Here is a 25,995-nt window from a genome sequence, read left to right on the forward strand (position 1 = left end):
AACAATCGATTGAATACACCCCACCAAATCAGCTCAGTAGGTTGGGTTGAGATACAAAACCCGACATTTTAAGCCAAGCCTTACATCTATTGGGTGTTACTATCGCTTACCCAACCTACGAGCTTTTATTTTTTATATTTATTTGTGATAAAATAATAGAAGTAGCCACCAGTAATCGCCATAAAAAAATCCATAAAAATTCTAATAGTAGGGTCTAATGGCAAATCTTGGTTGTAACCCCAAACAATGTGATAATAATATAAAAAAACCATTAATGCAACGACAAGCATCAATAGTAATAATTTTTTACCACGAGCTAACAAGTTTGGCACCAAAATGATAGCAAAAAATAAAATACATGCTGTATTCATACATTTGCCCCTTATCATCATTTGCCCAACGGAAACAAAAGTTCTGTTGGGCAAAACGAGCATAATAAATAAATAAATAAATCAAACAAGCAATAAAGATATATTTTAAAATTGGAAAATGTAGGGATAAACCACATTCGCCCCTACAAATCTAACCAAAGGTATAGTCAATTAACAATACCTTCTAATTAATTTTAATAAAAGTAACAACTAATGAAGCAATAAAAACACACAAACCAATAACAACAAAATCAATACCCATTGCACTCAAAATAGCACTAGACGTACTTACAGGTATGGCAGAACCAAAATAAAGTAGCACCTTATAGCTTGTCCGATTTATTAAATGAGAATATCGAATCATTAAAGCAGATACAATAATTAGGGCAAAGGTTAAGAATAATAACATGTACATACTCCCATATCATAGAAATACAATCTCATCTGGTGAATCAAAATGAGATTGTATAAATAATTATTGGGTTATTTTACATTTATTGTTGGGAATTTAGATGTTAAGTATCCTGTGGCTGCACCAGATGCTGTGCCAAACCCTAACCCCCCAACCACACTACCGATGCCTGTTGCAGGACTAGCAGCACCGCCAAGCTCGGTAGGTTAGGTTGAGATACAAAATCTGACATTTTAAGCCAAGCCTTACATCTATTGGGTGTTACTATCGCTTACCCAACCTACGAGCTCTACGGGCTCAAAATCAGCTCAAGATTTTATATGTTATATAAAAAAATGTAATAGTCATCAAAGCAACATACCCAATAAAATATAAAAACTCTTGCATTTGCATATTTTTGATAAACATAGGGCTTGATACCACCATCATTACCGATATGCAATGCAAAAATAATCGTAAAGAAGGCTTGGTTGCAATTATTGAAATATGTTTTATGCAGGCAAGGAAAAAGCCACAAGTAATTAAAATATATGCAACAATCATAACACAATTTCCAATACAACTCCAAGGAGAAACTTAACTACCTTTTGGCTAATTGTACTTGATTAAACTGTTAGACTTCCTATAATGCTAATGGTTAAAAACATTAATCATTTGACTTTCATCGAAACTTAATCAGGAATTCAAAGTCAGCCAAATAAGGCTCACAGGAAGTCTGTTAGTAAGTTAGTAAGTTAGTAAGTTAATTAACGAATATTCATATTTGTACCCAATATAGAAGCATGACCAGCAAACGCCCCTGCTCCTGCCCCTGCTGCGACACCAGCAGCCCCATTTAAAAGTGCAGCGCCACTAGTTATGGGATTTAAAAGTCCAACACCCGCACCGCCCAAGACCGATGCTCCATGATAATGTTGTATGTACCGCTCGCAGTTGCACCTGACATGTAACTAAAATGCCCCCTGCGTCTCTTCCATCTGCCCATCAGTCATGAAAACCGCTTGTAAATTTTCTGCATCATCAAAAGCAAAAGACAAATCCGCTTGTTTGGTAGATAATTTGGTTATTATTCTTGATAATAATAACAACCGTGCCTGTCAATTATCTTTTGTCTTGATTTTACCACCAATTATCTGGATAAATATCTCTTATCCGCCAAAATATTGGCAACGGTTAGGGGCAGGTCGGCATGGACTGATGGGGGCAGTAGTAGAATCAATAAAGTAAACAAAGTATATTTTGGATATATAAAACGCCATTGGTTATTCATTTTTAACCATCAATGGAAATAACAGTAAATCTATTTGATAAGAAAATAGTTTGTAGATGACAATCATTAAAAAAGCAAATGTTATCAAAAAATAACTATTTATATATACGCCAACAGACATAATAATCATCAGGACAATCATTAGATATGCAGAAAAAAATACTGGCGTTTGTATGGCTTCTTTGCAACAAGGGCATTTACCAGAATATTCTAGGACATCAATACATTTTTTATGACAGTTAGGGCATTTTTTCATAATATATTTCATCATAATGTTTTGTTTTTTATAAAGCTCAAACCACCTATGGGGAAAGTGGCATGCTAATAAAATTCTATTTATTTTTCAATACATTGGCAATCAAAAAACAAATAAATATCAGCATTGATGATAAAAAACTCAACCCCAAGGTAAATAATATTAGACTTGCACTTGAATTGGCAAAAAACTCTTCAATGCAAATGGCTAAAAATATCAAAAAACCAAAAATTAATGAAATGATGAGTTGCTTTTTTTTAGATTTTGTTTTTGCAACATCATCACCCACATAAGATAACAAACCGGATAATAAGTCAAACATAAAACTCACCTAAAATTGTAAATTATGATGGATAACCGCACTGGTGATGATGGTGAAAGAAAGATATCATCTTAGTACGGTTATTATGTAACATAGTAACAAATACAGTTGTACTTGCCAAATATTTTGTCTTGATTTCAAAACCGTTTATCGCAAATACTACTTATCCGCCAAAATATCGGCAACGGTTAGGGGTAAGTCGGCGTGGGATAGGAGGGGTAGTAGAGTTAGGGCAAATAAAAATGTCCTTGCACTTATGAAATATTTCATAACAATAAACTCTTGTTTTTAAGTAAATTTTCGTTTGTTACTTCAATGGTTAAATATGGCGATAAATAACCATTTAATGTTACTTTAATATCAAATGGATTGTCATGAATATCAATGACTTTTTGATAAAAAATAATACCATAATGAAAAATTGGCGACAGAGATAAACCATAAATTTTTTCATGATTAATTACTATACAATTATTACCACCATATTTTGGCAGTAATAAAAATTCAATTTCTTTATTTTGTGCAATAAATTTATGACTACTGCCTAATATTTTTTGATAGGTGATAGGAATTTTTTTATGTATAAAAATCATCTCTTGGTTGATTTTTATACGATTATTTTGCTTATATTTTTTCTTGGCATTATATAAATAGTGTATAATGGTAAAAATGGTTAATATAAAAATTATTGGGATAGATATACCAAGATTGATGTCGTGATAAAGAATAGCACAAAAAGACAGAAATAGCACAAGTATGATTATAGAATGCTTTCTGTCTTTATTTTTTAAATCCCTAAATACAGTTAATATTTCTGGAAATAGCTCAGCCAATAACAACCACATACTAAGTAATACCTCAATATTTCACATACTAAATACAAATCCAAGTTAAATTCAACTTGGATTTGCAGACGCGTCGCTTAAATTATTTATTAAGATGATGGCGAATTCTATTACTTAAGAGCTGTGGTCCATTTCCAGAAGCCCATCTAGCACCAGCATAGATTTGCTGGTACGCCGTATACAACACCATAGTAAATTGCCATTGGTGGCAACGCCGCCCCCTCCGTCTCTTGCATTTCTGCAAGTGTCATGTCTGTTGTTTGCAAATTCTCTACATCACCAAAGGCAAAAGACAAATCAGCTTGTGCGGTAGTCGGTAGGGCAGGTTGTTGAGATACATCAAAAGAGATGGCAGGTTGTACATCAACGCTAGGCGTGTTATAATTAACACCAGTCTCTGCAAATGCAGGGGTGATGGCGACAGTAGCACTAAGTGCTAGGATTGATAGTTTTTTCATAAAGTTTTTTCCTTTTATTAGCGTTGTGAAAAATCCATCAGTCTGATACTGATAGCCGATAACCATGCTAAGATGATGATGGTGAGAGATTGTCATCTTGGTGTTGGTTATCGTTTTCTATGGTAACAAACACGATTGTGCTTGTCAAACGTTGGTATTGATTTTTTTATATGAAAAATTTTATCAATCTCATAACAGATCATTAGTCTACTTTATAACTCCCATTACCCTTATTCCACCAAATGAGCTACGCTTACGTTAAATTTAAACGGTTTTTATCCGCCAATAGATCATCGACTGTAAGAGGGAGGTCGGCGTGAGTAACACTTGCAAATAACAAGATGCCAACAGCTAGAATGATTTTAAATAAATACATTATTATTTCCCATCTTTCTTATAAATATGCAATATAGCAACCATGCCCATAAAAGGGTAGCATAAAGACATACCAATATAAAGCAAAGAGTTATTTGATATTCCTAATGATTTGATGGAAAGCAAACCCATCAATAGTAAAAAAACTAATGCAAAGCAAATATTTTGTAAGGTTAAGCTTTCTTTTTTTATGAAAGTATTAAAAAATTGAAATATAGAAAACAGTAGCATTGTTGCCAAGAAATAAGAGAATTTATCCATAATCTAAAACTTTCCAAAATTATTTGAATTGTGATGGAAATAACAACATAAATCCACCACAATCTTGCAAGATAGAGATATTTTTAGATTTATTTTCTCATTTTATTGTTTGCTGTACTACCACCAGCAAGTACAATTCCGCCACCGATAATTGGAGCTCTGATTGCTCCGATAGGTGTTGCTGCTACTGCTCCGCCAATAGCTCCGCTACCAAAAGCTGTGGCATATCCACGCCAAGTTCTTTGATTTTTTGGTACATTGTGAGCATAACTGCCAAGATTGTAAAAGCCACCAACTGCCGCTGCTCCTGCAATGTATGGCAACGCCACCCCCTCCGTCTCCGCCATCTCCTTATCAGTCATGGCAATAGCTTGCAAGTTTTCTACATCATCAAAGGCAAAAGATAAATCGGTGGTTTGGGTAGATAATTCTGTGACAGGTGTGTTATAATTAACATCAGTCTCTGCATAAGCAGGGGTGATGGATGGCGACAGTGGCACTAAGTGCTAGGATTGAGAATTTTTTCATAAGTTTTTTCCTTTTATTGATTGTGAAAAAGCATCAGTCTGATACTGATAGCCGATAACCATGCTAAGATGATGATGGTGAGAGATTGTCATCTTGGTGTTGGTTATCGTTTTCTATGGTAACAAACACGATTGTGCTTGTCAAACGTTGGTATTGATTTTTTTATATGAAAAATTTTATCAATCTCATAACAGATCATTAGTCTACTTTATAACTCCCATTACCCTTATTCCACCAAATGAGCTACGCTTACGTTAAATTTAAACGGTTTTTATCCGCCAATAGGTCATCGACTGTAAGAGGGAGGTCGGCGTGGGTGAGGAGAGGTAAAGCAAGCAGGCTTGGTAATAGATATTTGAAATTCATAACATCTCCATTTAATCGTTTTTAACCACCAATGGAAATAATAGCAAGTCTATTTGATAGGAAAATAGCTTATATGCCACGATTATTAAAAAGCCAATTGTTGTTAAAAAATAGCTATTTATATACATACCGATAGACATAGCAATCACCAAAATAATCATTAAACCGATAGAAAAAAATGTTGATGTCTGTATGGCTTCTTGACAATGGGGACATTTACCAGAAAATTCTGAGATGTTGATGCATTTTTTATGACAGTTGGGGCATTTTTTCATATTTTATTTCACTCAATACTTCAATAAAATTCAAGCCAATCCTATAAAATAAATGGCTTGAATTTTTATTGCAAATCATTCAAATTAATAACTTGTTATTTACCTTGCTTACCTTGACTTTTACCCCAAGTGTATGTACCGTAAGCCAAACTGGCATTGCTTATATAGTGTTTAACCAGTTGATTGGTAACGAAACGACCACCAACATTCAAAGCAATGCCAATGGGAAATAATGCCCCCTCCGTCTCTTGCATTTCTGCAAGTGTCATGTCTGTCGCTTGTAGATTTTCTACATCATCAAAGGCAAAAGATAGATCAGTGTCTTGGGTAGATAATTTTGTGCAATTAAAAAAATTAACACAATCCATTACTATCATTAAAGACTATCAATCTAAATATTGGTGTCAAAATAATAGCGATTAGCAAAGAATGATTAAGTAAAAAATCTTCAATATAATTTTCCGTCTGAACGGTCAAAAATATAGGATTTTTAAAATAGCCTTTTATCAAAAAAGAACTCATTAAAAACACCAACAATATTGACAACAAAAAACTAGAAGCCAAATCGTCATCACAGGGGCGGTAAGCAAATAAAATTAAGACAGCTAAAAAAGCGTGAAATTTTGTTAAATGCTTAACCAGATTTCTAGCTCGCTTTAGTATTTTATCCTTCAACAAAGTTACCACCAGCCTTTACGGTTTCCGATACCATTAATTGTACCGCCAGCAAATGCTAGTTTAGATGCACCATATATAGCTTGAGCACCACGCATAGGCACAAAAGCACCTCCAACAACAGATTTTCCTAGACCTGCCGCAGTACATTTTGTATAAGCACAACCCGATACATAGCTAATGCCGCCTATCGCCCCTCCAATTGCATAAGGAACCCAAGCCCCCTGTGTCTCCTGCATCTCTACCAATGTCATGTCGGTAGCTTGTAAATTCTCTGCATCATCAAAAGCAAAAGATAAATCTGCCTGCTGGCTAGATAATTCTGTGACAGGTGTGTTATAATGAGCCGTCGTCTCTGCAAAGGCAGGGGTGATGGCAACAGTAGCACTAAGTGCTAGGATTGAAAGTTTTTTCATAAAGTTTTTTCCTTTTATTACGTTGTGAAAAAGCATCAGTCTGATACTGACAGCCCTAATCACACTAAGGTGATGATGGTGAAAGATGTCATCTTAGTGTGGTTGTTATGTAATATAGTAATAAATACAATTGCACTTGTCAATTGTCTTTTGTCTTAACTTTAAAGCCGTTTCTCCCAAATACTGCTTATCCGCCAAAATGTTAGCGACGGTTAGGGTGGATCTGACAAACTCAGTAATAGTACACAACAAAGAGTGAGTTTACGCATTTTAAACCCCTAAGGTATTTGATAAATGTTGTTTAATTTTAGGTATGAATTATTATCTAAATTTTCCAGTTTGACAAAAGCAGATTTATCAATTTTTGCTAAGGAAAGATTAAACATATCATCTTCATTGTTTTTATTGAGTAGAAGAAATTTTGCAAAAAATAATTTTTTAGATTGTTTGCTGTAATTACCTAAAAGTTCAATTAGTTGGTTATGAATGCAATAAATATCATCATGTATTATCTGACAAAGGTTTTCATCATATCTATAATAACCGTATTTATCAGATTGATGGCTATCTATACTGTGAAATTTTAAAAATCTCTCTTGGGTGATTTTTTTGATTTCATCATCAGAAATGACCAGATAGATATAAGACATAGATACGCTCCACAATTAGATGTTGCAACTAAGTTATGGGGGGCTGAACTACCCCCATAACTTTTAACTGCCTTAGTTATCTTGTTTTTCCATACCAAATATGAGAGCCATTTCTTGGGTTTGGATGATAATGGGTATATCTTGAACCAGGGTCAGCGTGATATTCCCTGATAGGGTTGTTTCCTGCAATTTTTTTAGCAACAGAACGGTTGGGAGCCATAATGTTGGTTGCTCCACGTTTAACCATATTTTGAGCAACTTTTTGAGTAACCCAACGTTGAGCAATAAATCGAGTGCCCGTCATAACGCCTACCGCAACCAAAGGAGCCACCGCCCCCTCCGTCTCTTGCATTTGTGCTACGGTCATCTCTTTTACTTGCAGGTTTTCTACATCATCAAACGCAAAAGACAAATCAGCTTGTGAAGTGGTGGCTGGTGTATCTATATCATCAAGTGAAACCGCAGACTGTATAACGCTTGGTGTGGCATAAGAATTTACTTCTGCAAAGGCAGGAGTAATGGCAATGGTTGCAGTCAGTGCTAGGATTGAAAGTTTTTTCATAAGACTTTCCTTAAAAACAAGTTTCAACCATCAGCACAGCTTGATAAGATCAAGTGCAGTTGTGCTAACTTGCACAGGATTATGGTATGTTTATTTTTTGATTTGTCAAGGGTTTTTTGAACAAATGTACATTTTTTACACGTCTTGTTGTTGATGACTTTTGGTAATCATCAGCTCAAATCGGTATCGAGTTTAAAGCGGTTTTTGTTTGCCGATAAAGTTCATCAAAGTCAATACTTACCTCTATCTTTGATTTAAGATCCAACTTATCGAGCGATATATCAACAACCCAAAAATATTTACTATTACAATATACAAAATCTGTCTTTTTAAACTTAAATCAAAATAAGGAGGTAACACAATAAATAAAAAACCCAATAATGACATCAATATTGGTGATAAAAAATTATAATCTGGTTGTTTGGACACATACGCATTCAAAAATAAAACAACAGAATACAACATAGATAATAGGAGTAATGTTAAATAAAGGACATTAGGTTTACTATTTATCAAGGTGTATTCAAGTCTATATTGTAGAAAAATCAATATAGACTTAGAATATATCGTCTGCCTTTTAATAACTTGGCTTATCATTATTTAGAATCGCCTAGATCGCTAAATGGGAAAGTGGTTGATAAAAGATCGTCAAACAATAATATGTGGAAAGTTTACTTTGTAAAACCTATCTTTTTTACCACCATATCAATGAGTTGTGAAACACTCTCTGATTCAACATTTTCACCATGCACGTTTTTGGCATAATCCAACAGCAAATTAGACAACAGTGACTGATCTTGCAACGCCAACCCTCCAAAAACAACTTGATGGGTATTTTTTGCCATCAATATTAGTCGATTGCCCTGACTATCAAAAACTTCATACACACCATTTTCAACATCTACCGCCTCCAATTTGTACTCCAGTGTCTGCATACTTTCAAAAATGGATAAATCATAACCATCAAAGACTAAAAATGGTGGTTTTGGCATTGACATTAACTCTTGCATTAAAATCTATCCTTCCAAGATCGATCGGTCGGCTTTGTTTCCCAAGGTCGATGTCTGCCAATACCTTGACCTGCTTGAGTTTTGCCAGTAGCTGGATCTACTGAACCTCTTCTATGATAATGAGGAAACTTTCCCACTGGGTGTCCTGTGGCATTGCCAAAAGGGGCTAAGCGAAAGTTATTACCTATTTTAATCTCCTTACCTGCTCGTACGGCTTGCACACCTCTACCTGCACCGTACATACTAACACCCGTCACGACTCCTTTGCCAGTTGCTTCAAGTGTGCTAGAGACGGAGGCAGGCTTCCCTGTATTTTTATAACTATTGTAATGATTGCCCCAAGCTCCAACCGCACCACCACCAGAACCTAACAATAGCAAAGGGGCAAATGGCAATGCAGCCCCCTCCGTCTCTTGCATTTCTGCAAGTGTCATCTCTTTTGTTTGCAGATTTTCCGCATCATCAAAAGCAAAAGATAGGTCGGCTTGTGGGGTTGTGGCGGAAACAGTTGTTTGAGGCAACACAACCGTTTGAGTATCCACACTCGGTGTGTTATAATGAACAGTCATCTCTGCAAATGCAGGGGTGATGGCTACGGTAGCACTTAGTGCTAGGATTGAGAGTTTTTTCATAGGGTTTTTCCTTTTATTACGTTGTGAAAAACTATCAGTCCATACTGATAGCCGATAACTGCTCTAGGTTGATAGTAGGTGAGATGATTATCAACTTGGTAACAGTTATCGATTTCTATACTAACAAATACGATTGTACCAGTCAATCATTGATATTGATTTTTTTATATGAAAAATGATTATCAATTCCATAACTATCAGTTATATCATAACATCACACCTACCGATAACTCACCGCTTCCGCCAAATGAGCCACGCCCACCCTATCCGCCCCTGCCAGGTCAGCAATGGTGCGAGCTACTCTTAGCACCCGATGATAGCTACGAGCGGAGAGATTGAGCCGTGATTGGGCGGTCGCTAGAAGCTGTTTTTCTGCCGTGCCGAGCGGTATGTGTGTATCAATCTCGCTTGGGGTCAGCTCGCTGTTGGCTTTGCCTTGACGGTCTAGGGCGATTTGACGAGCTTTGGCAACTCGCTCACGCACCACAGCGGACGGCTCGCCTTGCGGGGCGTTTTGCAGGTCGTCTATCGGCATGGCAGGGACGTGGATATGCAGGTCAATGCGGTCAAGCAAGGGGCCTGAGATTTTGTCCTGATAACGGCGGACTTGGTCGGGCGTACAGCGACAACGATTGGACGGGTCGCCATGATAGCCACACGGACACGGATTCATTGCTCCGATAAGCTGAAAATTGGCAGGATAAGCCACTTGGGCGTTGGCTCGGCTGATGATAATCTCTTTGGACTCTAACGGCTGTCGCATGACTTCTAAGGTCTTGCGGTCAAATTCGGGCAATTCATCAAGGAACAAAACGCCCTGATGAGCTAAACTAATCTCCCCTGGTTTGGGGCGTGAACCACCGCCCGACAACGCCACCGCACTCATGGTATGATGACAAGAGCGAAACGGACGTACACCAAATTCATAAGGCAGTCCTGCCACCGAATACACGCTTGCCACTTCTAGGGCTTCATCATCGGTCAAGGGCGGTAAAATGCTCGGCAGACGGCTTGCCATTAAGGTTTTGCCCGAACCAGGCGAACCTTTAAACAACATGGAATGCTCGCCTGTGGCACAAATCTCCAACGCTCTGCGGGCGTGGTGTTGCCCTTTGACATCGGACAAATCAAGCGGATAAGTCGCCACCGTTTTGGTGGTCGGTATGGCGGTTGGGGTCAGCCTATCGTCTGTATTGCCGCCATTGATAGCGTTTAGATGACGGCAGACTTGGGCAAGATTATTCGCCCCCAGCACACAAATATCCGCCACTTGCACCGCTTCGGACGCATTGGCACTTGGCAACATTAGTGTTCGCCCACCGCTTTTTAGGGTGCGAGCCACCGACAGCGAGCCTGTTACCCCACGCAAATCGCCATTTAGGGCAAGCTCACCCACAAATTCAAAATTATCCAGCACCGTCTCATCAATCTGTCCGCTTGCCGTCAAAATCCCAATGGCAATGGGCAAATCAAGCCTAGCCCCGTCCTTGGGTAGGTCAGCAGGGGCAAGGTTAATCGTGATACGGCGATTGGGAAAGTCAAAGCCACTGTTGATAATCGCCGAGCGGACACGGTCTTTGCTTTCACGCACAGACGCTTCGGGCAAGCCGACCATGGTTAGAGCAGGCAAGCCTTGGGAGATGTGGACTTCCACCGTAACAGGCGGTGCGGTCAGACCGATGACAGAACGGGTGTGGATTTGGGCGAAGGACATGGGTTTATAATCTTAAATTTTAGGATTGGTAATGGTTGGTGTGGTTAATAGATAATGCTTGCAAATAAATTTGTAGGGAAAATTACAATTTACCTTTTATTAAAATTTATCAAATTTTAATCATTGGGCGAATTGCAATTTTCCCTACAATCCCTAAAACATCAGTTAAACCACGGTTATTCATATTCATAAAGCTCAAAGGTCTCATCTCTTTTATCAAAAGGGATTAGCTCATCAACCAACGTATCAAACTCGTCATTATTTAATAAAACCCAATCACCATGATTGTTTTTGACAGGTTCTTTTTGATACACGTCATTTAAACGCTCAATTTGGACAGGTGTTAAATAAGGACTGTGCGTGCGTAATTGAGCCAGTAAATATTCTTTGATGTTTGGGCTATCCTGCCCCACCAAAGCCACTTCAAGCATTTTATATACCATAAATTCTTGCAGATTTTTTGCCACAAATTCGCTTTCACAGTCATGACAAATTCTGACGATCTGTGGCTCGCTGTGCTTGTCGTGTTCATAATAAAAGGCGTAACAGTCGCCATTGCCACACTGGGCAAACATCACCAAGCGATTTTCGTACTCTGGTTTTAGATAAAACCAATCGCCGTCATCTTGGCTTGGCAGATGGTCTTTGGTACAGGCAATCATCTCATCAGGCGAATACAGCTCATATTCATAAGACACGAGTAAAAAAGGCGGATTTTGCACAAGTTTTGGGAATACATCTTGATACCAATTCGGCACGCCAGTTTGCATATCCAGCATATCATCTTTGGTAAGCTGTTTGTATAAACTTGGCAAAGTAACTTCATAAGTCTTTTCTAAATAATCCATGTATTGTAGATAATTCATGATGTTTCCTTGCGGTTTAAGCCATGAGTTAAACAATCGCCTTTTGATAAACGCTAGATAATTCGGTTAAATTGACCGCATATTGCACGTTTTGATAAGTCTTACCAATCTCGCTTTGTAGTACGCTCATCACACGCCCAACCAAATCCGCCTTTATCTCATCACTGCGACCTGCCATAATCGCCAAATGTGCCACGACAAAATGCTCACCGTCATCAAATGCCAGTCCGATAAGACTGTCTGTGGCATGATACACACGGCTTTTGATGTCTTTGGACTTGGCAAATTGACCGCTTTCAAATAGGGCAGTATTTATTTTTAACAATAAGTCGGCTTCATCGGCGATTTTTAGGTTTTTGGATAATTCTAGGGTAAGATGGGGCATAAAACTTCCCTTTTAGGTTAATCAGGTTTGACACAAATCAGCACACGAATGCTGTCAGGCACGAGCGATAGATTTGCCAATGCCGTCAGGCCCTGCTCTTTCATCTCAATGAGCTGTGCAATTTCATCATCTCGCACGTTGGGGTTGATGGCTTGTAAGCGTTGCAATCGTCCTATCTCTTTGTCCAGATGGTCGGCAAATTGGCTTTGGGCGGATGTACTGATGGCGGACAGCTCATCGGTTGCCTTGGTTTTGGCTAGGGCGGTGATGTTGCCGATGACTTCATGTCTTGCCTTGACGACTTGACGGGCTTTGGCTTTGTCCAGTCTGTCAATGATGGGCAGAAGTTTGTCGGGGGTTGCCACTTTGGTTAGGTCGTTGCCATTTTCGGCAAGTAGCACACGGATGATTTGCCCTGAGAGATAGGCAGATAGGTTTAGGTGCTTGGGGGCGATGGCTTCGACTCGAAAGTGGTTTTCGATGAGCATCAGACCCTGTGGCATGGCGGATGACTTTAACAGCACCACGCTGGTGTTGCCAAAGGTGCCTGACTTGATGGACTCCAACACGCCCGTCATGAGCGGATGTTCTAAGGTCATGTACGCCATGTCTTCACGGGTCAGGGCTTGGGTGCGGTCAAAAGTTAGGGTCATACCGTCTTCGTCAAGGGGCAGTCCCGAGATGTCCTGCACTTCGGTGCTGTCAATGGGATGAATGACCCACGAATCATCACGGCTAATGCTATAATCGACGTTGAGTGCGTCCAGATAGCGGTCAAGAAATACTGGCAGTATCTGCGTGTTGTCCAGCTCATGCATGGCTTGTACGATACGCCCTGATACGCTGGGGCGGCATGAGTTATACTCTAACAGGCGATCTCGTCCTGCTTGTAGTTCTTTTTCAAGTTGTATGCGTAGAGCGGTTGCATTTGCTACAAGTCTATTAAAGTCATCAAAGCTGTTTTGTCCTTCTAGCATGGGTTTTAGATCAGCGATGAAATGCTCTTGTACTGTTTGGGCGGTCGGACTGATGTGGTTAAAAATATTTAGGGCGTGGTCATACCAATGATACAAGCGTTCTTGGGCAGTGCCAACGACAAAAGGAACATGTAGGCGGATTTGGGCGATTTGTCCGATACGGTCAAGTCGTCCGATACGTTGCTCTAAGGTGTCAGGGTTGGCAGGCAAATCAAACAGCACCAAATCTTGGGCAAATTGAAAATTACGCCCCTCTGAGCCAATTTCGCTACACAGCAGTATCTGAGCCCCATGTGTGTCAGCAAAGTAGGCAGATGCTTGGTCACGCTCCAACAGGCTCATCTGTTCGGTAAAAATGGCGGTCTTAATGCCAGCATGCAGACGCAGTACCGCCTCTAAACTTTCAATGGTTGCCCCTGAACGGGCGATGAGTAGGGCTTTGTTGTGTTTTAGGTCATTTTTTAATAGCTCAATGAGCCATGGTACTTTGGGGTCAGTCTCTAACCATGAGCCGTCAGGAAAACTCTCTTCGCCCCACAGCTGTTCACGCAGTTTGCCATGAGTATAAGGGGTATTTTGCCACGCTGTCGGTAGGGGGAGTGGATAGGCGATACTGGTACGCCCATAAAAGCCCTGTACGCTGTCTCGGGTGTTACGAAATAGCACTCGCCCTGTGCCGTGACGGTCTAGTAGCTCGTTAATGATGTGCTGACGGAGCTTGTCATTGGTGTTGATGTCGGCAATCTCACTGACATCAAAGCCGAGCAGTCCTGCCACTGCCGTGATTTGTTTGTCGGTCAAATCCTTGCCGTCTATCAGCAAAGTTGCCACCATTGCCACGTCCGCAAAGGCGTCTTGGGACGCGATAAAATCATCTAGGTCATCAAATCGGTGTGGGTCAAGCAGTCGCAGGCGAGCAAAATGACTCTCCACGCCAAGCTGTTCAGGGGTTGCAGTGAGTAATAATACCCCTGCGATGTGATTGGCAAAATCCGCCACCAGCTCGTATTTGTCATTACCGCCTTGTTCGCTGTCCCAGTGCAGATGGTGAGCTTCATCCACCACAAGCAAATCAAAGCCCGACGCATACGCCTGCTCATATAGGTCGTGATGGTCAAGCAATAAATCAATGCTAGCAATGATGAGCTGTTCGGTGCCAAAGACGTTTTCATCAGGGTTATGCTCTTTGATGGACGCTGTCCGTACTAGGTTAAAAATGGCAAAGTCTAAGTTAAATCGGCGTTTTAACTCTATCATCCACTGATATTGTAAGCTGTCAGGGACAAGGATAAGCACTCGATTTGCTCGCCCTGTGATGAGCTGTTGATGAACGATAAGCCCTGCTTCTATCGTCTTGCCCAGTCCCACTTCATCCGCCAACAGTACTCGGGGGGCTAGGCGTTTGCCGACTTCGTGGGCGATGTAGAGCTGATGGTTGATGATGTCCACTCTTGCCCCGATGAGTCCACGCAAGGGGTGACGGGTGAGCATGGCGTTGAGTTTCAAGGCGTCTTGGCGGACTTCATAATGCTCATTATGCTCAATGCGTCCTGCCAACAGTCGCTCCAAGGGCTTGGCGAGCGTGATGTTTGCCGATAGGCGAGTTTCCATGAGACTTTTGCCACAGGTCAAGTGATAACGCATGACATCGGCTATCTCTTCACAGCTTGCCACCACGAACTCTTGCCCGTCTTGGTCAAAAATGGTGTCGCCACTGCCAAAGACCACCCGTGACAGTTGAGCGGACGCTTTGGCATATACTCGTTTTTCTTCGCTTTGGGGGAATAAGATGTGAACACAGCGGTCGTCCACTTCGATGACCACGCCCAACCCCAAATTACTTTCAGAGTCGGATAAATAACGCTGACCAATGGCAAATACGCTCATAAAAATTTAACGCTCGGTAAAGATGTGATGAATTTATGTTTATGGGGGCAATCCCCATTTTATAAAGGCAAATTGATTATTTTAAGTGAAATGGGTAGGATTTTGCAATAAAAATTTGTTGTGGGTGGTGGTAGGGCGTATGCAAGCGAAGATGAGAACAGTTGTTATGAAAAATAACTGTCATCAAATCTTACTTTTTACAACTGTTTAAAGGGCGGTATGTCTTACCTGAAAAATAGCCCTTTATCCACTTATATTAATGATTTTCTTGACTGTCTAGAAGTTTGGTTAATAGCACAATCTGCTTTTCTTTTTCGGCAATAATTTCATCTTTACAAGCGATGATTTGTTTTAAACTTTCAATTTCATTTGCCATATTTTCATTATGAGCATAATACTTATTATAGACCGAATTGCCATTATTATGGATATTATTATAGAACGTATCGCCACTATTATCCGCAATCAATGAATCAAATAAATTCACTTCAAATATTTGGGCAAGTTGTTGGACTTTATCTAAATGTAATTTGGTTTCGCCACGTTCAATCTTAGCATAGCCACTTGGCGACATACCCATGCGTTCTGCCACTTCTTCTTGTGTCCAATGATTAAATTCTCTTAGGTGTTTGATTTTTTCTTGGATTTGCATAAAAAACTCAATTTGGACAGAAGAATGCTCTGATGGTGTTGGTTTAATGTTGTCAAATCATGATAAAATCACAAAAATTTGACATTTGTGTTATTTTATCATACGATAATATCACTCACAATAGTTAAGTTGTCTTTTCAACACCTCAAAACCGTTTTGCTTTGAAGTTTTGGCTTTAATATAAGGATTTTTATGAAAAAGTTTATTACCGCAACACTTGCACTTTGTTTGGTGTCATTTAGTGGTACAGCAATGGCGAATAATCAAGCGAAGTTAAATACCGTCAAACAACTTTATAGAGATGCTTTGCGATGTCGTAACAGTGAGTATGGGTGTAGAACAGACCCTGTTTGGAGCTTTGGTAATGAGAGTCTTAGAAACGCCATATCCCATGCTCATAGCTACTCCTATTTAGCAATAGACGACCCTATGCACCCATGTGGAGATTGGGATCTCGGTTATGTTGCTTTAGTTGATTGGTCTCAAGATCGTCCAGACAGTGGTTGGAAAATGAACCAATTTACCTTTACACCCCTAAAAAACGGTAATATTCGTGCTAATTTTAAAGGTTACAAAGATTCTGTTTCTAATTTTGGTAAATTTAGTGTTGATATTGCCTTAACTTGCAAGGGTAGTGAATGCAAAGTCTCTGATATATACAACCGTGGAGAGAGTTTTAAACGATATCTTAATCAATGTCATCTAAAATAACCAATCACTCCCCAACACCACCAAAACCGCCCCCAAGGCGGTTTATTTACCTCTTTACGGCTTTTTAATCCCCTCCAATAACCCCAAAAACCCCGCAATATACGCCACATCCCTACTGCTCTCACGCACCCCTGCATAAAGCTGACAATACACCCCCACCCCAAGCGGACGTGTTACCACCCAGCCTTTTTTCTCGTACTCGCTCGCCACCCAGTCAGGTAGTGCCGACACGCCCCGCTCACTCGCCACGAGCTGAATGAGCATGGCGGTAAGCTCGGTGGTGCGGATATGTTTGGGAGTGACCCCATTTGGCTCTAAAAATTTGGCGATGACATCAAGCCGAGCCTGCTCCACAGGATAGGCGATGAGTGTCTCGTCTGCTAGGTCGGTAGGATTTATCACGCTTTGGCTTGCCAGTCGGTGCGTGGGCGACATCACAAGGCGACTTTCGTAGGTAAACAGTGGCTCATAATAAATCCCATCTATCGGCAAATCGCTTGCCGTGATAAGCAGGTCAATGTCGCCGTCTAGGAGCATTTGGTGCGGTTCAGGTTCAAACCCAGAAGCAAAATCCAAATCTACATCGCTATACTCATGACGATAGACGTTTAAAATCGGCATAAGCCAATCAAAACAGCTGTGGCACTCACTTGCCAGTCGCAACTGTCCTGCTTGCCCGTGTGCCAAACGCCGAATATCCGCTTTGGTGCGAGCCACTTGCGGTAGGATATTATCCGCGAGCTGCAACACCAACCGACCTGCAGGCGTAAAGGTAACGGGGCGGGTACGGCGATTGACAAGTGTGATGTCATAATAGCTTTCTAGCTCTTTTAACTGATGAGAAATGGCGGACGCGGTCAAATTAAGCTCATCGGCAGTCATGGCAAGCGAACCGAGACGGTCAAGGGTAGAGAGCATTTGCAAATGGCGGATTTCTAGCATGGCGATTTTTGGTTAAAATTTTTCAGTATTTTATCATAAAATTAAAAATTTTTCAGGTTAAAAAGATTGGTAATGAGAATACATAATAATTGGTAATGGGGCGTGGTTTGTTGGATGTCTAACGAATTGGGCATTTACCTAGGCTTTGGGGTTGGCTTTGTATGCCCACAAACACCCCGCCCAATCATGTCAAAGCCCCATGACGGGGCTTTGATGATGGCATTTAATGATGGTGGTCGTGGCTGTGTCCATGAGAGCTGTGTTCATGACTGTGCTGATGTTCACCATGTCCATGATGATGTTCATGCCCTGCATGAGCGTCTTGGCTCATTTGATGGCTGTGTTCATGACTATGTGCATGACCATGCTCATGGCTATGTTCATGATTGTGATGGGCATGTCCGCCATGATGATGACCATGCATTAGGTGCATGACGGTAGGCGAGAGCATGACAAACAGCCCTGAGATGAGCATGACAGCACCGCTAAATTTACGCAGGTTAAAGGTCTTGACCTTTTGTTGTAACCATGACAGCGTTGCCCCGGTCATGATAAGCATGGGCAGAGTACCCAGTCCAAAGGCAAGCATGAACAGCACGCCCATGATGGGTTCATGTCCTGTCGCCGCCACACTCATCGCCATCACCAAAGCCCCATAGACCAGACCACAAGGCAACAGTCCCCACAGCAGTCCTGCCCCAAGAGCCTTAGGCAGGCTGTCCATGGGCAGTACCTTTTGACGGATGGGAGCAAGGCGATTCCAAAGACCCAGTCCCACTTTTTCAAGGCGATTTAGAAATGGCACGCCAAGCATGAGCAGGGCGGCAAACACAATCGCCAGACCCAGCACGATGCGGGGCAGGGCGTTGCCCGTCATAAAGGGGGCAAGCACCGTCTCGCCAAAGATGGTTGCAATCAGCCCAAGAGCCATATAACTCATCAAACGTCCAGTGTGATAGGTTGCGATGAGCATGCCACGTTTTTGTGGGCTTAGGTTCTTCATGGAGATGCCAAAAGCAGTTACGATACCACCACACATCCCCATGCAGTGTGGTGATCCCAAAAAGCCCATGGCAAGGGCGGGCGCTAATAATACGATACTCATGCGTCATCCTTATTACGTTGGTTGTTTTGGGTTGCCTTGCTAGCGTGATTTAAGGCATCACGGCGAGCTTGACGGTCATCTAAGATGATTTGGTCGGGGGCATTGTCTAAATCTTCAAACTGGTTGGACTTGACCGCATAAGCAATCGCCCAAATCGCCACAACGAACAACATAAGACTTAGCGGAATGAGTAGGTAGATACTGGTCATGTCATCTGTTCCAAAAGCACAAGTTCTTTGCTAGTTTACCCAAATCAGGGTTTTTTATCTTTTCACTCATCTTTTATATTGGTCATTGATTGGGGCATGCCCATACTCATGGCATTTTTATAAAATGCGTTATGTGGTCATGTTATGTGCAACCAAATAATCATATCTTATTCATGACATTAGGTAAATTGTGTTTGCAAATAATCCACATTTTAACACATTTATCAGTTTTGACAGCAAATTTTTAAAAGCCCATAAAAAATTTATGGTTTTTGGATAAACATAACTTTTTTCTTAAAAGTTTCTTAAATTTCTTAAAAGTTTCTTAAAAGCCGACCGAGCCGATTTAATATTTGGTAGGTGATGCCAAACGTTTAGCATGGATAAATAGCATGGATAAATGGTCATATAAATAGCCATATGAACAGCCATATGAACAGCCATACACTGATTTTTTACAAAATCACTTGCCACAGCTGTAAATTTTTGCGAAAATAAGCCAAATTAGCTTTTTGTTTTATATCTGATAAAGAGTCGCCATTTGTCACTACAATCCCTAAAAATACAGTCTTTACCAAGATTTTCCCTAAACTTTGCCGCCAATATCGTCGCTGCCTTGTGGATGTTGGTGGGGTCAGTACGTGCCTTTAATTGGGTTAAGCCCACGTTTGGGCAGTTTGTGCTATTTGCTTTATTGGCGTTGGCGGTCAATATTTTGTTGGCATGGCTGACAGCACATTTTGGCAGTGATTTTAACGAGCAAGGACTCATCAGTTATCTGATTTGGCCGACCATCATGCTCATTGCAGGGATTTTGCTTGCCAAGCGTACGCTCAACTATTCACTGCTGTTTGTGCCTGTGATTTTGTGGCTTGTGGCGGATACGCTACTGATTTTGGTACAAAGTGGCATGCAGTTTTTGAGCTTGCAAAACTGGCTACCAAACTGGATGTATCGCATTTTGCCCGATTTGTTCGTGGCACTGTTTGTATGGCAGACGGCGGCACTACTGTTGATTTTCGCCAAGCGTTTGCACTGGCAGTGGTGGGAGCGAGTCATCATGATGATAGGGGCGATTGCCCTGTTGGTTGTCTGGCAAAAAAACGTGGCAGACCAACCCATTTTTAAGGTAAAAAACCAAAACCCAACCATCAGCGAGACCGCCTTTTACGCCCAGCCGATGATTTTGGCAGACCATTTGGCAGGCATTGAAAAGTCGGAGACGGGCGAGACCGACTGGTATTTTATGGGTGTGGCAGGGTATAGCGAGTTAGATGTTTTTACCAATGAAATAGAGCAGGCAAAACAGCTGTTTGATGTGCGTTTTGGCACAAAGGGTAAATCGATTGCACTCATCAATAACCCAAGCACATGGCAGTCTGACCCCATCGCCACCAAGACCAGCATTCACGAGACACTCCAAACCATCGGCAAACAGATGAATGCCGATGAAGACGTGCTGTTTTTGACGTTAAGCTCACACGGAGCGGTGGATGAGAGTGGTCAGATTTTGGGGGATTTGGTGCTGGATAATCCGCCACTGGATTTGGATGACATTGACCCTGTGTGGCTAAAAGAGACACTTGACGCATCGGGCATTCGTTGGCGGGTGATTGTCATTTCATCGTGCTACTCGGGGGCATTTATTGAGAGTTTGGCATCACCGACCACGCTCATCATCACCGCATCGGCTGCCGATAGGGCATCTTTTGGGTGTAGTCATAACGCCGATTTGAGTTATTTTGGGCGGGCGTTTTTTGCCGAAGGCTTGCGTGGCGATAAAAACACTTTTGATAATGCCTACGCCTACGCCAAAAAGCGGGTGGGCGAGCTAGAAGCACTTATGGGCTTTACGCCATCGGAGCCGCAGATGTATGTCGGTAGTCTCATGAAAACGGCACTGCCCGAGTTGGAACAAACGCTTTTTGATAACAGTCAAGAGCCGACCATGCCAGCAGATGGCAAGCCTTAACAATAACAAGCCCTAACACACGCGATACATTAAGGAAAAACCATGAAAACCCCCCGACTTGGTGTGAATATTGACCACATCGCCACACTTCGTAACGCCCGTGGCGTGGATTATCCGTGTCCTGTCAAAGGGGCGGTGGTGTGTGAGCAGGCAGGAGCGGACGGCATTACCCTGCACCTGCGTGAAGACCGCCGTCATATCAAGGATGTCGATGTCTATGCCATGAAAGAGGCGATTGGCATTCCGATGAACCTAGAAATGGCGGTAACAGATGAGATGCTCGCCATTGCCCGTGATGTCCGTCCCCAGTGGGTGTGCCTTGTCCCCGAAAAACGCCAAGAGGTGACGACCGAAGGTGGGCTTGATGTTATCAATAATGATAAATTACCCAGCTTTATCAAAGACTTACAGAATGTCGGTATCAAAGTATCGCTCTTTATTGACCCTGATACCGCCCAAATTGAAAGGGCGATAGAGCTTGGAGCAGATGCCATTGAGATTCATACAGGGGCGTATGCTGAACGCTGTCTTGAAAATGATAAAGAAAAAATCAGCCATGAGTTAGACCGTGTCAAAATGGCGGTGGCGTTTGCCTTATCCAAGCATCCGAGCTTTTTGGTGAATGCAGGGCATGGCTTGACGGTGGATAATGTTGCTCCCATTGCCCAAATTGACGGCGTTCATGAATTAAACATCGGGCATAGTATCATTGCCGATAGCGTGTTTGTGGGACTAGATAAAGCGGTGAAAAACATGAGACAAGCATTCTCTGATTAACCTTTATTACCATTTATCGGTAAAAAATCCCCATTTTACTGTAAAAGTTGGCACCTTTTATGTAATAAACTGTATTTTTCATCAAAAAAAGGTTGTCAAATTTTAATTTTGCCGTTAAGCTATAACTATCTGTCAGAAAGCTGAATTATTTTTGTAATTTGTATTGAAAAATATTTCCGCTTAATGTTAGAATAGACAGTGATAGTCTAAGTGTGTTTGACTTTATCAAAACCATCCTTTGGAGGAATTTATGAAACTTAATAAAATCGCTTTGGCATTGGTTGCCACTGCTGCTACCGCTGCATCTGCTGGCGTAACCGTAACCCCACTAGTTGGTTACCAATATCAAGACGAAGCTCACAAAAAGCAACGTGAGATTTTTAAAACTGGTCAGCAACTTAACGGTGCTAACACCAATGCACCTACCAACCCAACAAATGGCGGTGTTGCTCTTGAAAGCGACCTATATACTGGCGTAGCCCTAGGTGTGGAACTAACCCCATCTACTCAGTTCCAAGTAGAATATGGCGTAACTGACACTGATGCAAGAGCTTCAAAAGCTTCTGCTAATGCTCATCCTAGAAACGTATTTGATGCCAAAGAAGAAATCATCTCTGGTAACTTCCTAATTGGTACTGAGCAGTTTTCAGGCTACACCAACAATAAGTTCAAGCCTTATGTGCTTATCGGTGCAGGTCAAGCCAAATATAAAGTAGAAAGCCGTGAACAACTTCTTGATGGCACACCAGCTGGCACAGAAGTATCTGAATCAAAAGACACCATCGGTAACCTAGGTCTAGGTGCTCGCTACCTAATCAACGATGCCTTAGCTCTACGTGGCGAAGCTCGTGCCGTTCACAACTTTGACAACGCATGGTGGGAAGGTCAAGCCCTAGCAGGTCTTGAAGTAACCCTAGGTGGTCGTTTGGCACCTACCGTACCTGTAGCACCTATTCATGAGCCTGTGGTAACTACACCACCAGTGGTAACTACACCACCAGTGATTGTGATTGAAGCACCAGAAGTTGTTGATAGTGATGGCGACGGTGTGGCTGACCATCTAGATCTATGCCCAAATACCCCACGTAACGTTGTGGTAGATGCTAACGGCTGTCCAGTTGAGCGTGCAGTACAAGAAGACCTACGCATGGAACTTCGTGTATTCTTTGACCGTGACAAGTCAAACATCAAGCCACAGTTCCGTGAAGAAGTTGCCAAAGTTGCAGAAAAAATGCGTGAATTCCCGAACGCTACTGCTGCCATCGAAGGTCATGCATCTAAAGACAGCAAGCGTTCAAGTGCTCGCTACAACCAACGCCTATCAGAAGCTCGTGCAAACGCTGTGAAGTCTATGCTATCTAACGAGTTTGGTATCGCTCCTAACCGTGTTTCTGCGGTAGGTTATGGCTTTGACCGTCCTGCGGTGCCTAACGATACTGCTGAAAACAAAGCACTTAACCGTCGTGTTTATGCAGTTATCCAAGGTAACAAAGTAACTAACGTTGTAGAAACCAGATAATCTTTTGATTATTCAAAAACCATCCAAAGCAATTTGGGTGGTTTTTTATTTATCAAAATATAGGATTTGAATGCTGTATTTGTCCAAAACCGTGCTATAATAGACAGCTTTTGTGTGAGTTATTGGCTTACACACCTATTTTTCTACATTTTTTGAGATTTTATGTCAAACAATATCCAACATCTACGCAATATTGCCATTATTGCTCACGTTGACCACGGTAAAACAACCTTGGTTGATAAACTTTTACAACAATCTGGTGCCTTAGGCGAGCGTGCGGGTGAGATTGAACGAGTCATGGACTCAAACGCCCTAGAGAGCGAGCGTGGCATTACCATTCTTGCCAAAAATACCGCCATCAAGTGGACGGACAAACGCACCGATACCGAATACCGCATTAACATCGTGGACACCCCCGGACACGCCGACTTTGGCGGTGAAGTGGAGCGTGTGCTGTCTATGGTGGACTGTGTGCTACTGCTGGTCGATAGCCAAGAAGGCCCGATGCCACAGACTCGCTTTGTGACCCAAAAGGCGTTTGCCCGTGGCTTAAAGCCGATTGTGATTATCAATAAAATTGACAAACCTGCTGCCCGTGCTGATTGGGTGATTGACCAAGTCTTTGATTTATTTGACAATCTTGGTGGTACAGACGAACAACTTGATTTTCCGATTGTCTATGCCTCGGGCATTAACGGCATTGCAGGACTATCGCCTGATGAGCTTGCCCCTGACATGACCCCCTTGTTTGAGACCATTGTGGACATCGTTGAGCCACCAAAAGTGGACGTGGACGGTGCATTCCAAATGCAAATTTCAAGCCTTGACTACAACAGCTTTGTTGGCGTGATTGGCGTGGGTCGCATTCAGCGTGGCTCGGTCAAGACCAATACCCCTGTGGTGATTGTGGATAAAGACGGCAACAAGCGTAACGGTCGTATCCTAAAAATCATGGGCTATCATGGACTTGAACGTGTGGACGTGGACTCTGCCCAAGCAGGCGACATCGTCTGCGTAACGGGCATTGATAACCTTAACATCTCAGACACCATTTGCGACCCCAAAGAAGTCGAAGCCTTGCCAGCGTTATCGGTGGATGAGCCGACCGTATCGATGACTTTTCAGGTCAATGACAGCCCATTTGCCGGCAAAGAGGGTAAATTTGTCACGTCTCGCAACATTCGTGAACGCCTAGACCGTGAACTGATTCATAATGTGGCACTGCGTGTTGAAGACACCGACAGTCCAGACCGCTTTAAGGTATCGGGTCGTGGCGAGCTACATCTGTCTGTTTTGATTGAAAACATGAGACGTGAGGGCTTTGAGCTGGGTGTATCTCGACCAGAAGTTATCATCAAAGAGATTGATGGTGTGATGTGTGAGCCTTATGAGAACGTGACTTTTGATGTCGAAGAACAGCATCAAGGGGCAGTCATGGAGCAGATGGGTAACCGCAAAGGCGAGCTGACCAACATGGAGGTGGACGGCAAAGGTCGTATCCGTATCGAGGCAACTGTGCCGTCTCGTGGACTTATCGGCTTTCGCTCGGAGTTTTTGACCATGACATCTGGCACGGGTATCATGACATCAAGTTTTAGCCATTATGGCGAGATGAAAGAGGGTGCGGTTGCCAAACGTCAAAATGGCGTACTCATTTCTATGGTAACAGGTACTTGCCTAGGCTATGCTCTGTTTAGCTTGCAAGAGCGTGGTCGACTGTTCGCCAAGCCACAGCTTGAAGTTTATGAAGGTATGATTGTCGGTATCAACTCTCGTGGCGATGACATGGTGGTCAACCCAACCAAAGCCAAACAGCTGACCAACATCCGTGCGTCAGGCTCGGACGATGCGATTATCCTGACCCCTGCCTTGGAGTATAGCTTGGAGCAGGCGTTAGAGTTTATCGAAGATGATGAGCTTGTCGAAGTCACGCCAAAATCCATCCGTATTCGCAAAAAGTATCTGACCGAAAATGACCGTAAGCGTTTTGGGCGTAAAAAGGATGCATGATAAGTAAAGCTAAAACCATAAGTTAAAAATTCTTAATTGAATTTAAAATTACTTATGGTATCTTAGCGAATCTTTGTGTTTGGTAATGACCATTGACAAAACTACTTTATGATAATAAGATTATTTATCATAAAGTAGTTATTTTTTTAGGGCATATTGAACCCAATGTTTAAGTTTTTTTGATGGCTTTAACAAATCAGATAAATTAAATAAATCAGACGGGTCAATATCAAGCAAGACAAACAGTGCGTAAGCATATAGACACTGCCCATATAGAGATAAACCATGAGTATGCTTCAAGAGTTTAAAGAATTTGCCGTTAAAGGCAACGTGATGGATTTGGCAGTTGGTGTCATCATCGGCGGGGCGTTCGGCAAGATTACCACGTCATTGGTCGATGATGTGATTATGCCGGTCATCTCTGCGGTGATTGGCGACGTGGATTTTAGCAACATGCTTATCCCACTTGCCGAAGTGCCAGAGGGTACAGCGATGACTTACGCCGCCTTAAAAGAGGCGGGCGTGCCTGTATTGGCGTATGGTAATTTTATCACGATTTTGATTAATTAGACCCCTTTCCAAACC

25 protein-coding genes and 1 pseudogene are annotated in these 25,995 nt (G+C 41.9%); 7 read left to right on the plus strand and 19 right to left on the minus strand.

All coding sequences use genetic code 11. The features are described 5' to 3' along the window. Positions 1–125 precede the first annotated feature (125 nt). Entirely contained in the window at positions 126–371 is a 246-nt protein-coding gene (locus tag B5J94_RS11585) for a hypothetical protein (RefSeq protein ID WP_062498583.1), read from the minus strand. Positions 372–1,773: 1,402 nt separating this feature from the next. Here B5J94_RS11585 and B5J94_RS13970 point away from each other — a divergent pair. Then, positions 1,774–2,010, plus strand: a complete 237-nt coding sequence (locus tag B5J94_RS13970; RefSeq protein ID WP_143821991.1) for a hypothetical protein — start codon at positions 1,774–1,776, stop codon at positions 2,008–2,010. Positions 2,011–2,385: 375 nt separating this feature from the next. On the opposite strand, the gene B5J94_RS14380 is transcribed toward B5J94_RS13970, so the two are convergent. The 15 genes from B5J94_RS14380 to B5J94_RS11670 form a co-directional block, all read right to left on the minus strand. Then, positions 2,386–2,631 carry a hypothetical protein gene (locus tag B5J94_RS14380; protein WP_167346517.1) on the minus strand — a complete coding sequence of 82 codons (246 nt, stop codon included), beginning with the start codon at positions 2,629–2,631 and terminating at the stop codon, positions 2,386–2,388. Between the two features lie 266 nt (positions 2,632–2,897). Next, entirely contained in the window at positions 2,898–3,476 is a 579-nt protein-coding gene (locus B5J94_RS11595; RefSeq protein ID WP_062498584.1) for a hypothetical protein, read from the minus strand. Between the two features lie 146 nt (positions 3,477–3,622). Beyond that, positions 3,623–3,934, minus strand: a complete 312-nt coding sequence (locus B5J94_RS11600) for a hypothetical protein (RefSeq protein WP_062498585.1) — start codon at positions 3,932–3,934, stop codon at positions 3,623–3,625. A 725-nt stretch (positions 3,935–4,659) separates the two neighbouring features. Continuing rightward, positions 4,660–5,070, minus strand: coding sequence for a hypothetical protein (locus B5J94_RS11610; RefSeq protein ID WP_079364148.1), 411 nt, complete (start codon positions 5,068–5,070; stop codon positions 4,660–4,662). Positions 5,071–5,834: 764 nt separating this feature from the next. Then, on the minus strand, positions 5,835–6,107 hold the full coding sequence (locus tag B5J94_RS11620; RefSeq protein WP_062498587.1) for a hypothetical protein: 273 nt from the start codon (positions 6,105–6,107) through the stop codon (positions 5,835–5,837). A 312-nt stretch (positions 6,108–6,419) separates the two neighbouring features. Beyond that, positions 6,420–6,830, minus strand: coding sequence for a hypothetical protein (locus tag B5J94_RS11625; protein WP_062498588.1), 411 nt, complete (start codon positions 6,828–6,830; stop codon positions 6,420–6,422). Positions 6,831–7,108: 278 nt separating this feature from the next. Beyond that, positions 7,109–7,480 carry a hypothetical protein gene (locus tag B5J94_RS11630; RefSeq protein ID WP_062498589.1) on the minus strand — a complete coding sequence of 124 codons (372 nt, stop codon included), beginning with the start codon at positions 7,478–7,480 and terminating at the stop codon, positions 7,109–7,111. A gap of 76 nt (positions 7,481–7,556) precedes the next feature. Next, on the minus strand, positions 7,557–8,042 hold the full coding sequence (locus tag B5J94_RS11635; protein ID WP_062498590.1) for a hypothetical protein: 486 nt from the start codon (positions 8,040–8,042) through the stop codon (positions 7,557–7,559). Positions 8,043–8,713: 671 nt separating this feature from the next. Beyond that, complete coding sequence (locus B5J94_RS11640) at positions 8,714–9,052, minus strand: hypothetical protein (protein ID WP_062498591.1); 339 nt, start codon at positions 9,050–9,052, stop codon at positions 8,714–8,716. Next, positions 9,052–9,684 carry a hypothetical protein gene (locus B5J94_RS11645; protein ID WP_062498592.1) on the minus strand — a complete coding sequence of 211 codons (633 nt, stop codon included), beginning with the start codon at positions 9,682–9,684 and terminating at the stop codon, positions 9,052–9,054. The genes B5J94_RS11640 and B5J94_RS11645 overlap by 1 nt, the downstream gene beginning before the upstream one ends. A 220-nt stretch (positions 9,685–9,904) precedes the next feature. After that, positions 9,905–11,398, minus strand: coding sequence for a YifB family Mg chelatase-like AAA ATPase (locus B5J94_RS11650; RefSeq protein ID WP_062498593.1), 1,494 nt, complete (start codon positions 11,396–11,398; stop codon positions 9,905–9,907). 176 nt (positions 11,399–11,574) lie between these two features. After that, positions 11,575–12,264, minus strand: coding sequence for an SMI1/KNR4 family protein (locus B5J94_RS11655; RefSeq protein WP_062498594.1), 690 nt, complete (start codon positions 12,262–12,264; stop codon positions 11,575–11,577). A 28-nt stretch (positions 12,265–12,292) separates the two neighbouring features. Continuing rightward, positions 12,293–12,649, minus strand: a complete 357-nt coding sequence (locus B5J94_RS11660) for a 5-carboxymethyl-2-hydroxymuconate Delta-isomerase (RefSeq protein WP_062498595.1) — start codon at positions 12,647–12,649, stop codon at positions 12,293–12,295. A 17-nt stretch (positions 12,650–12,666) separates the two neighbouring features. Further along, on the minus strand, positions 12,667–15,513 hold the full coding sequence (gene rapA, locus B5J94_RS11665; RefSeq protein ID WP_062498596.1) for an RNA polymerase-associated protein RapA: 2,847 nt from the start codon (positions 15,511–15,513) through the stop codon (positions 12,667–12,669). 256 nt (positions 15,514–15,769) lie between these two features. Beyond that, positions 15,770–16,165, minus strand: coding sequence for a helix-turn-helix domain-containing protein (locus B5J94_RS11670; RefSeq protein WP_062498597.1), 396 nt, complete (start codon positions 16,163–16,165; stop codon positions 15,770–15,772). A gap of 192 nt (positions 16,166–16,357) precedes the next feature. Here B5J94_RS11670 and B5J94_RS11675 point away from each other — a divergent pair, with 192 nt between their 5' ends. Beyond that, on the plus strand, positions 16,358–16,876 hold the full coding sequence (locus tag B5J94_RS11675) for a hypothetical protein (protein ID WP_062498598.1): 519 nt from the start codon (positions 16,358–16,360) through the stop codon (positions 16,874–16,876). Positions 16,877–16,930: 54 nt separating this feature from the next. On the opposite strand, the gene B5J94_RS11680 is transcribed toward B5J94_RS11675, so the two are convergent. The 3 genes from B5J94_RS11680 to ccoS all read right to left on the minus strand — a co-directional run bounded on the left by B5J94_RS11680 (position 16,931) and on the right by ccoS (position 19,132). Beyond that, positions 16,931–17,818 carry a LysR family transcriptional regulator gene (locus tag B5J94_RS11680; RefSeq protein ID WP_062498599.1) on the minus strand — a complete coding sequence of 296 codons (888 nt, stop codon included), beginning with the start codon at positions 17,816–17,818 and terminating at the stop codon, positions 16,931–16,933. 223 nt (positions 17,819–18,041) lie between these two features. Next, positions 18,042–18,923 carry a sulfite exporter TauE/SafE family protein gene (locus B5J94_RS11685; RefSeq protein WP_062498600.1) on the minus strand — a complete coding sequence of 294 codons (882 nt, stop codon included), beginning with the start codon at positions 18,921–18,923 and terminating at the stop codon, positions 18,042–18,044. After that, the gene (gene ccoS / locus B5J94_RS11690) at positions 18,920–19,132 is read right to left on the minus strand and encodes a cbb3-type cytochrome oxidase assembly protein CcoS (RefSeq protein ID WP_062498601.1); all 213 of its coding nucleotides are present in this window, start codon (positions 19,130–19,132) and stop codon (positions 18,920–18,922) included. The genes B5J94_RS11685 and ccoS overlap by 4 nt, the downstream gene beginning before the upstream one ends. A gap of 541 nt (positions 19,133–19,673) precedes the next feature. Between ccoS and B5J94_RS11695 the strand changes: the two genes are divergently transcribed. The 5 genes and pseudogenes from B5J94_RS11695 to mscL form a co-directional block, all read left to right on the plus strand. Continuing rightward, the gene (locus tag B5J94_RS11695) at positions 19,674–21,104 is read left to right on the plus strand and encodes a C13 family peptidase (RefSeq protein WP_062498602.1); all 1,431 of its coding nucleotides are present in this window, start codon (positions 19,674–19,676) and stop codon (positions 21,102–21,104) included. Positions 21,105–21,146: 42 nt separating this feature from the next. Continuing rightward, positions 21,147–21,881: a pyridoxine 5'-phosphate synthase gene (locus B5J94_RS11700; RefSeq protein ID WP_062498603.1), complete on the plus strand. Its 735-nt coding sequence runs from the start codon at positions 21,147–21,149 to the stop codon at positions 21,879–21,881. Positions 21,882–22,131: 250 nt separating this feature from the next. Continuing rightward, complete coding sequence (locus B5J94_RS11705) at positions 22,132–23,400, plus strand: OmpA family protein (RefSeq protein WP_062498604.1); 1,269 nt, start codon at positions 22,132–22,134, stop codon at positions 23,398–23,400. Positions 23,401–23,562: 162 nt separating this feature from the next. After that, positions 23,563–25,410, plus strand: coding sequence for a translational GTPase TypA (gene typA, locus B5J94_RS11710; RefSeq protein WP_062498605.1), 1,848 nt, complete (start codon positions 23,563–23,565; stop codon positions 25,408–25,410). A 285-nt stretch (positions 25,411–25,695) separates the two neighbouring features. Beyond that, a pseudogene (gene mscL, locus B5J94_RS11715) lies at positions 25,696–25,977 on the plus strand (large conductance mechanosensitive channel protein MscL); the annotation flags it as partial. Positions 25,978–25,995: the final 18 nt, after the last annotated feature.

Origin of the sequence: Moraxella lacunata (genome assembly GCF_002027545.1) — a bacterium.
Lineage (GTDB): Bacteria > Pseudomonadota > Gammaproteobacteria > Pseudomonadales > Moraxellaceae > Moraxella > Moraxella lacunata.

What these genes read in the sequence shown, in the direction of transcription:
- B5J94_RS11595 (WP_062498584.1), bottom strand. Translation starts at nt 3,476, where the DNA reads ATGTGGTTGTTATTGGCTGAGCTATTTCCAGAAATATTAACTGTATTT.
- B5J94_RS11600 (WP_062498585.1), bottom strand. Translation starts at nt 3,934, where the DNA reads ATGAAAAAACTATCAATCCTAGCACTTAGTGCTACTGTCGCCATCACC.
- B5J94_RS11655 (WP_062498594.1), bottom strand. Translation starts at nt 12,264, where the DNA reads ATGAATTATCTACAATACATGGATTATTTAGAAAAGACTTATGAAGTT.
- B5J94_RS11685 (WP_062498600.1), bottom strand. Translation starts at nt 18,923, where the DNA reads ATGAGTATCGTATTATTAGCGCCCGCCCTTGCCATGGGCTTTTTGGGA.
- B5J94_RS11635 (WP_062498590.1), bottom strand. Translation starts at nt 8,042, where the DNA reads ATGAAAAAACTTTCAATCCTAGCACTGACTGCAACCATTGCCATTACT.
- B5J94_RS11630 (WP_062498589.1), bottom strand. Translation starts at nt 7,480, where the DNA reads ATGTCTTATATCTATCTGGTCATTTCTGATGATGAAATCAAAAAAATC.
- B5J94_RS11670 (WP_062498597.1), bottom strand. Translation starts at nt 16,165, where the DNA reads ATGCAAATCCAAGAAAAAATCAAACACCTAAGAGAATTTAATCATTGG.
- B5J94_RS11640 (WP_062498591.1), bottom strand. Translation starts at nt 9,052, where the DNA reads ATGCAAGAGTTAATGTCAATGCCAAAACCACCATTTTTAGTCTTTGAT.
- B5J94_RS11620 (WP_062498587.1), bottom strand. Translation starts at nt 6,107, where the DNA reads ATGGATTGTGTTAATTTTTTTAATTGCACAAAATTATCTACCCAAGAC.
- B5J94_RS11650 (WP_062498593.1), bottom strand. Translation starts at nt 11,398, where the DNA reads ATGTCCTTCGCCCAAATCCACACCCGTTCTGTCATCGGTCTGACCGCA.
- B5J94_RS14380 (WP_167346517.1), bottom strand. Translation starts at nt 2,631, where the DNA reads ATGTTTGACTTATTATCCGGTTTGTTATCTTATGTGGGTGATGATGTT.
- B5J94_RS13970 (WP_143821991.1), top strand. Translation starts at nt 1,774, where the DNA reads ATGAAAACCGCTTGTAAATTTTCTGCATCATCAAAAGCAAAAGACAAA.
- B5J94_RS11645 (WP_062498592.1), bottom strand. Translation starts at nt 9,684, where the DNA reads ATGAAAAAACTCTCAATCCTAGCACTAAGTGCTACCGTAGCCATCACC.
- rapA (WP_062498596.1), bottom strand. Translation starts at nt 15,513, where the DNA reads ATGAGCGTATTTGCCATTGGTCAGCGTTATTTATCCGACTCTGAAAGT.
- B5J94_RS11625 (WP_062498588.1), bottom strand. Translation starts at nt 6,830, where the DNA reads ATGAAAAAACTTTCAATCCTAGCACTTAGTGCTACTGTTGCCATCACC.
- typA (WP_062498605.1), top strand. Translation starts at nt 23,563, where the DNA reads ATGTCAAACAATATCCAACATCTACGCAATATTGCCATTATTGCTCAC.
- B5J94_RS11660 (WP_062498595.1), bottom strand. Translation starts at nt 12,649, where the DNA reads ATGCCCCATCTTACCCTAGAATTATCCAAAAACCTAAAAATCGCCGAT.
- B5J94_RS11705 (WP_062498604.1), top strand. Translation starts at nt 22,132, where the DNA reads ATGAAACTTAATAAAATCGCTTTGGCATTGGTTGCCACTGCTGCTACC.
- B5J94_RS11585 (WP_062498583.1), bottom strand. Translation starts at nt 371, where the DNA reads ATGAATACAGCATGTATTTTATTTTTTGCTATCATTTTGGTGCCAAAC.
- B5J94_RS11700 (WP_062498603.1), top strand. Translation starts at nt 21,147, where the DNA reads ATGAAAACCCCCCGACTTGGTGTGAATATTGACCACATCGCCACACTT.
- B5J94_RS11675 (WP_062498598.1), top strand. Translation starts at nt 16,358, where the DNA reads ATGAAAAAGTTTATTACCGCAACACTTGCACTTTGTTTGGTGTCATTT.
- ccoS (WP_062498601.1), bottom strand. Translation starts at nt 19,132, where the DNA reads ATGACCAGTATCTACCTACTCATTCCGCTAAGTCTTATGTTGTTCGTT.
- B5J94_RS11680 (WP_062498599.1), bottom strand. Translation starts at nt 17,818, where the DNA reads ATGCTAGAAATCCGCCATTTGCAAATGCTCTCTACCCTTGACCGTCTC.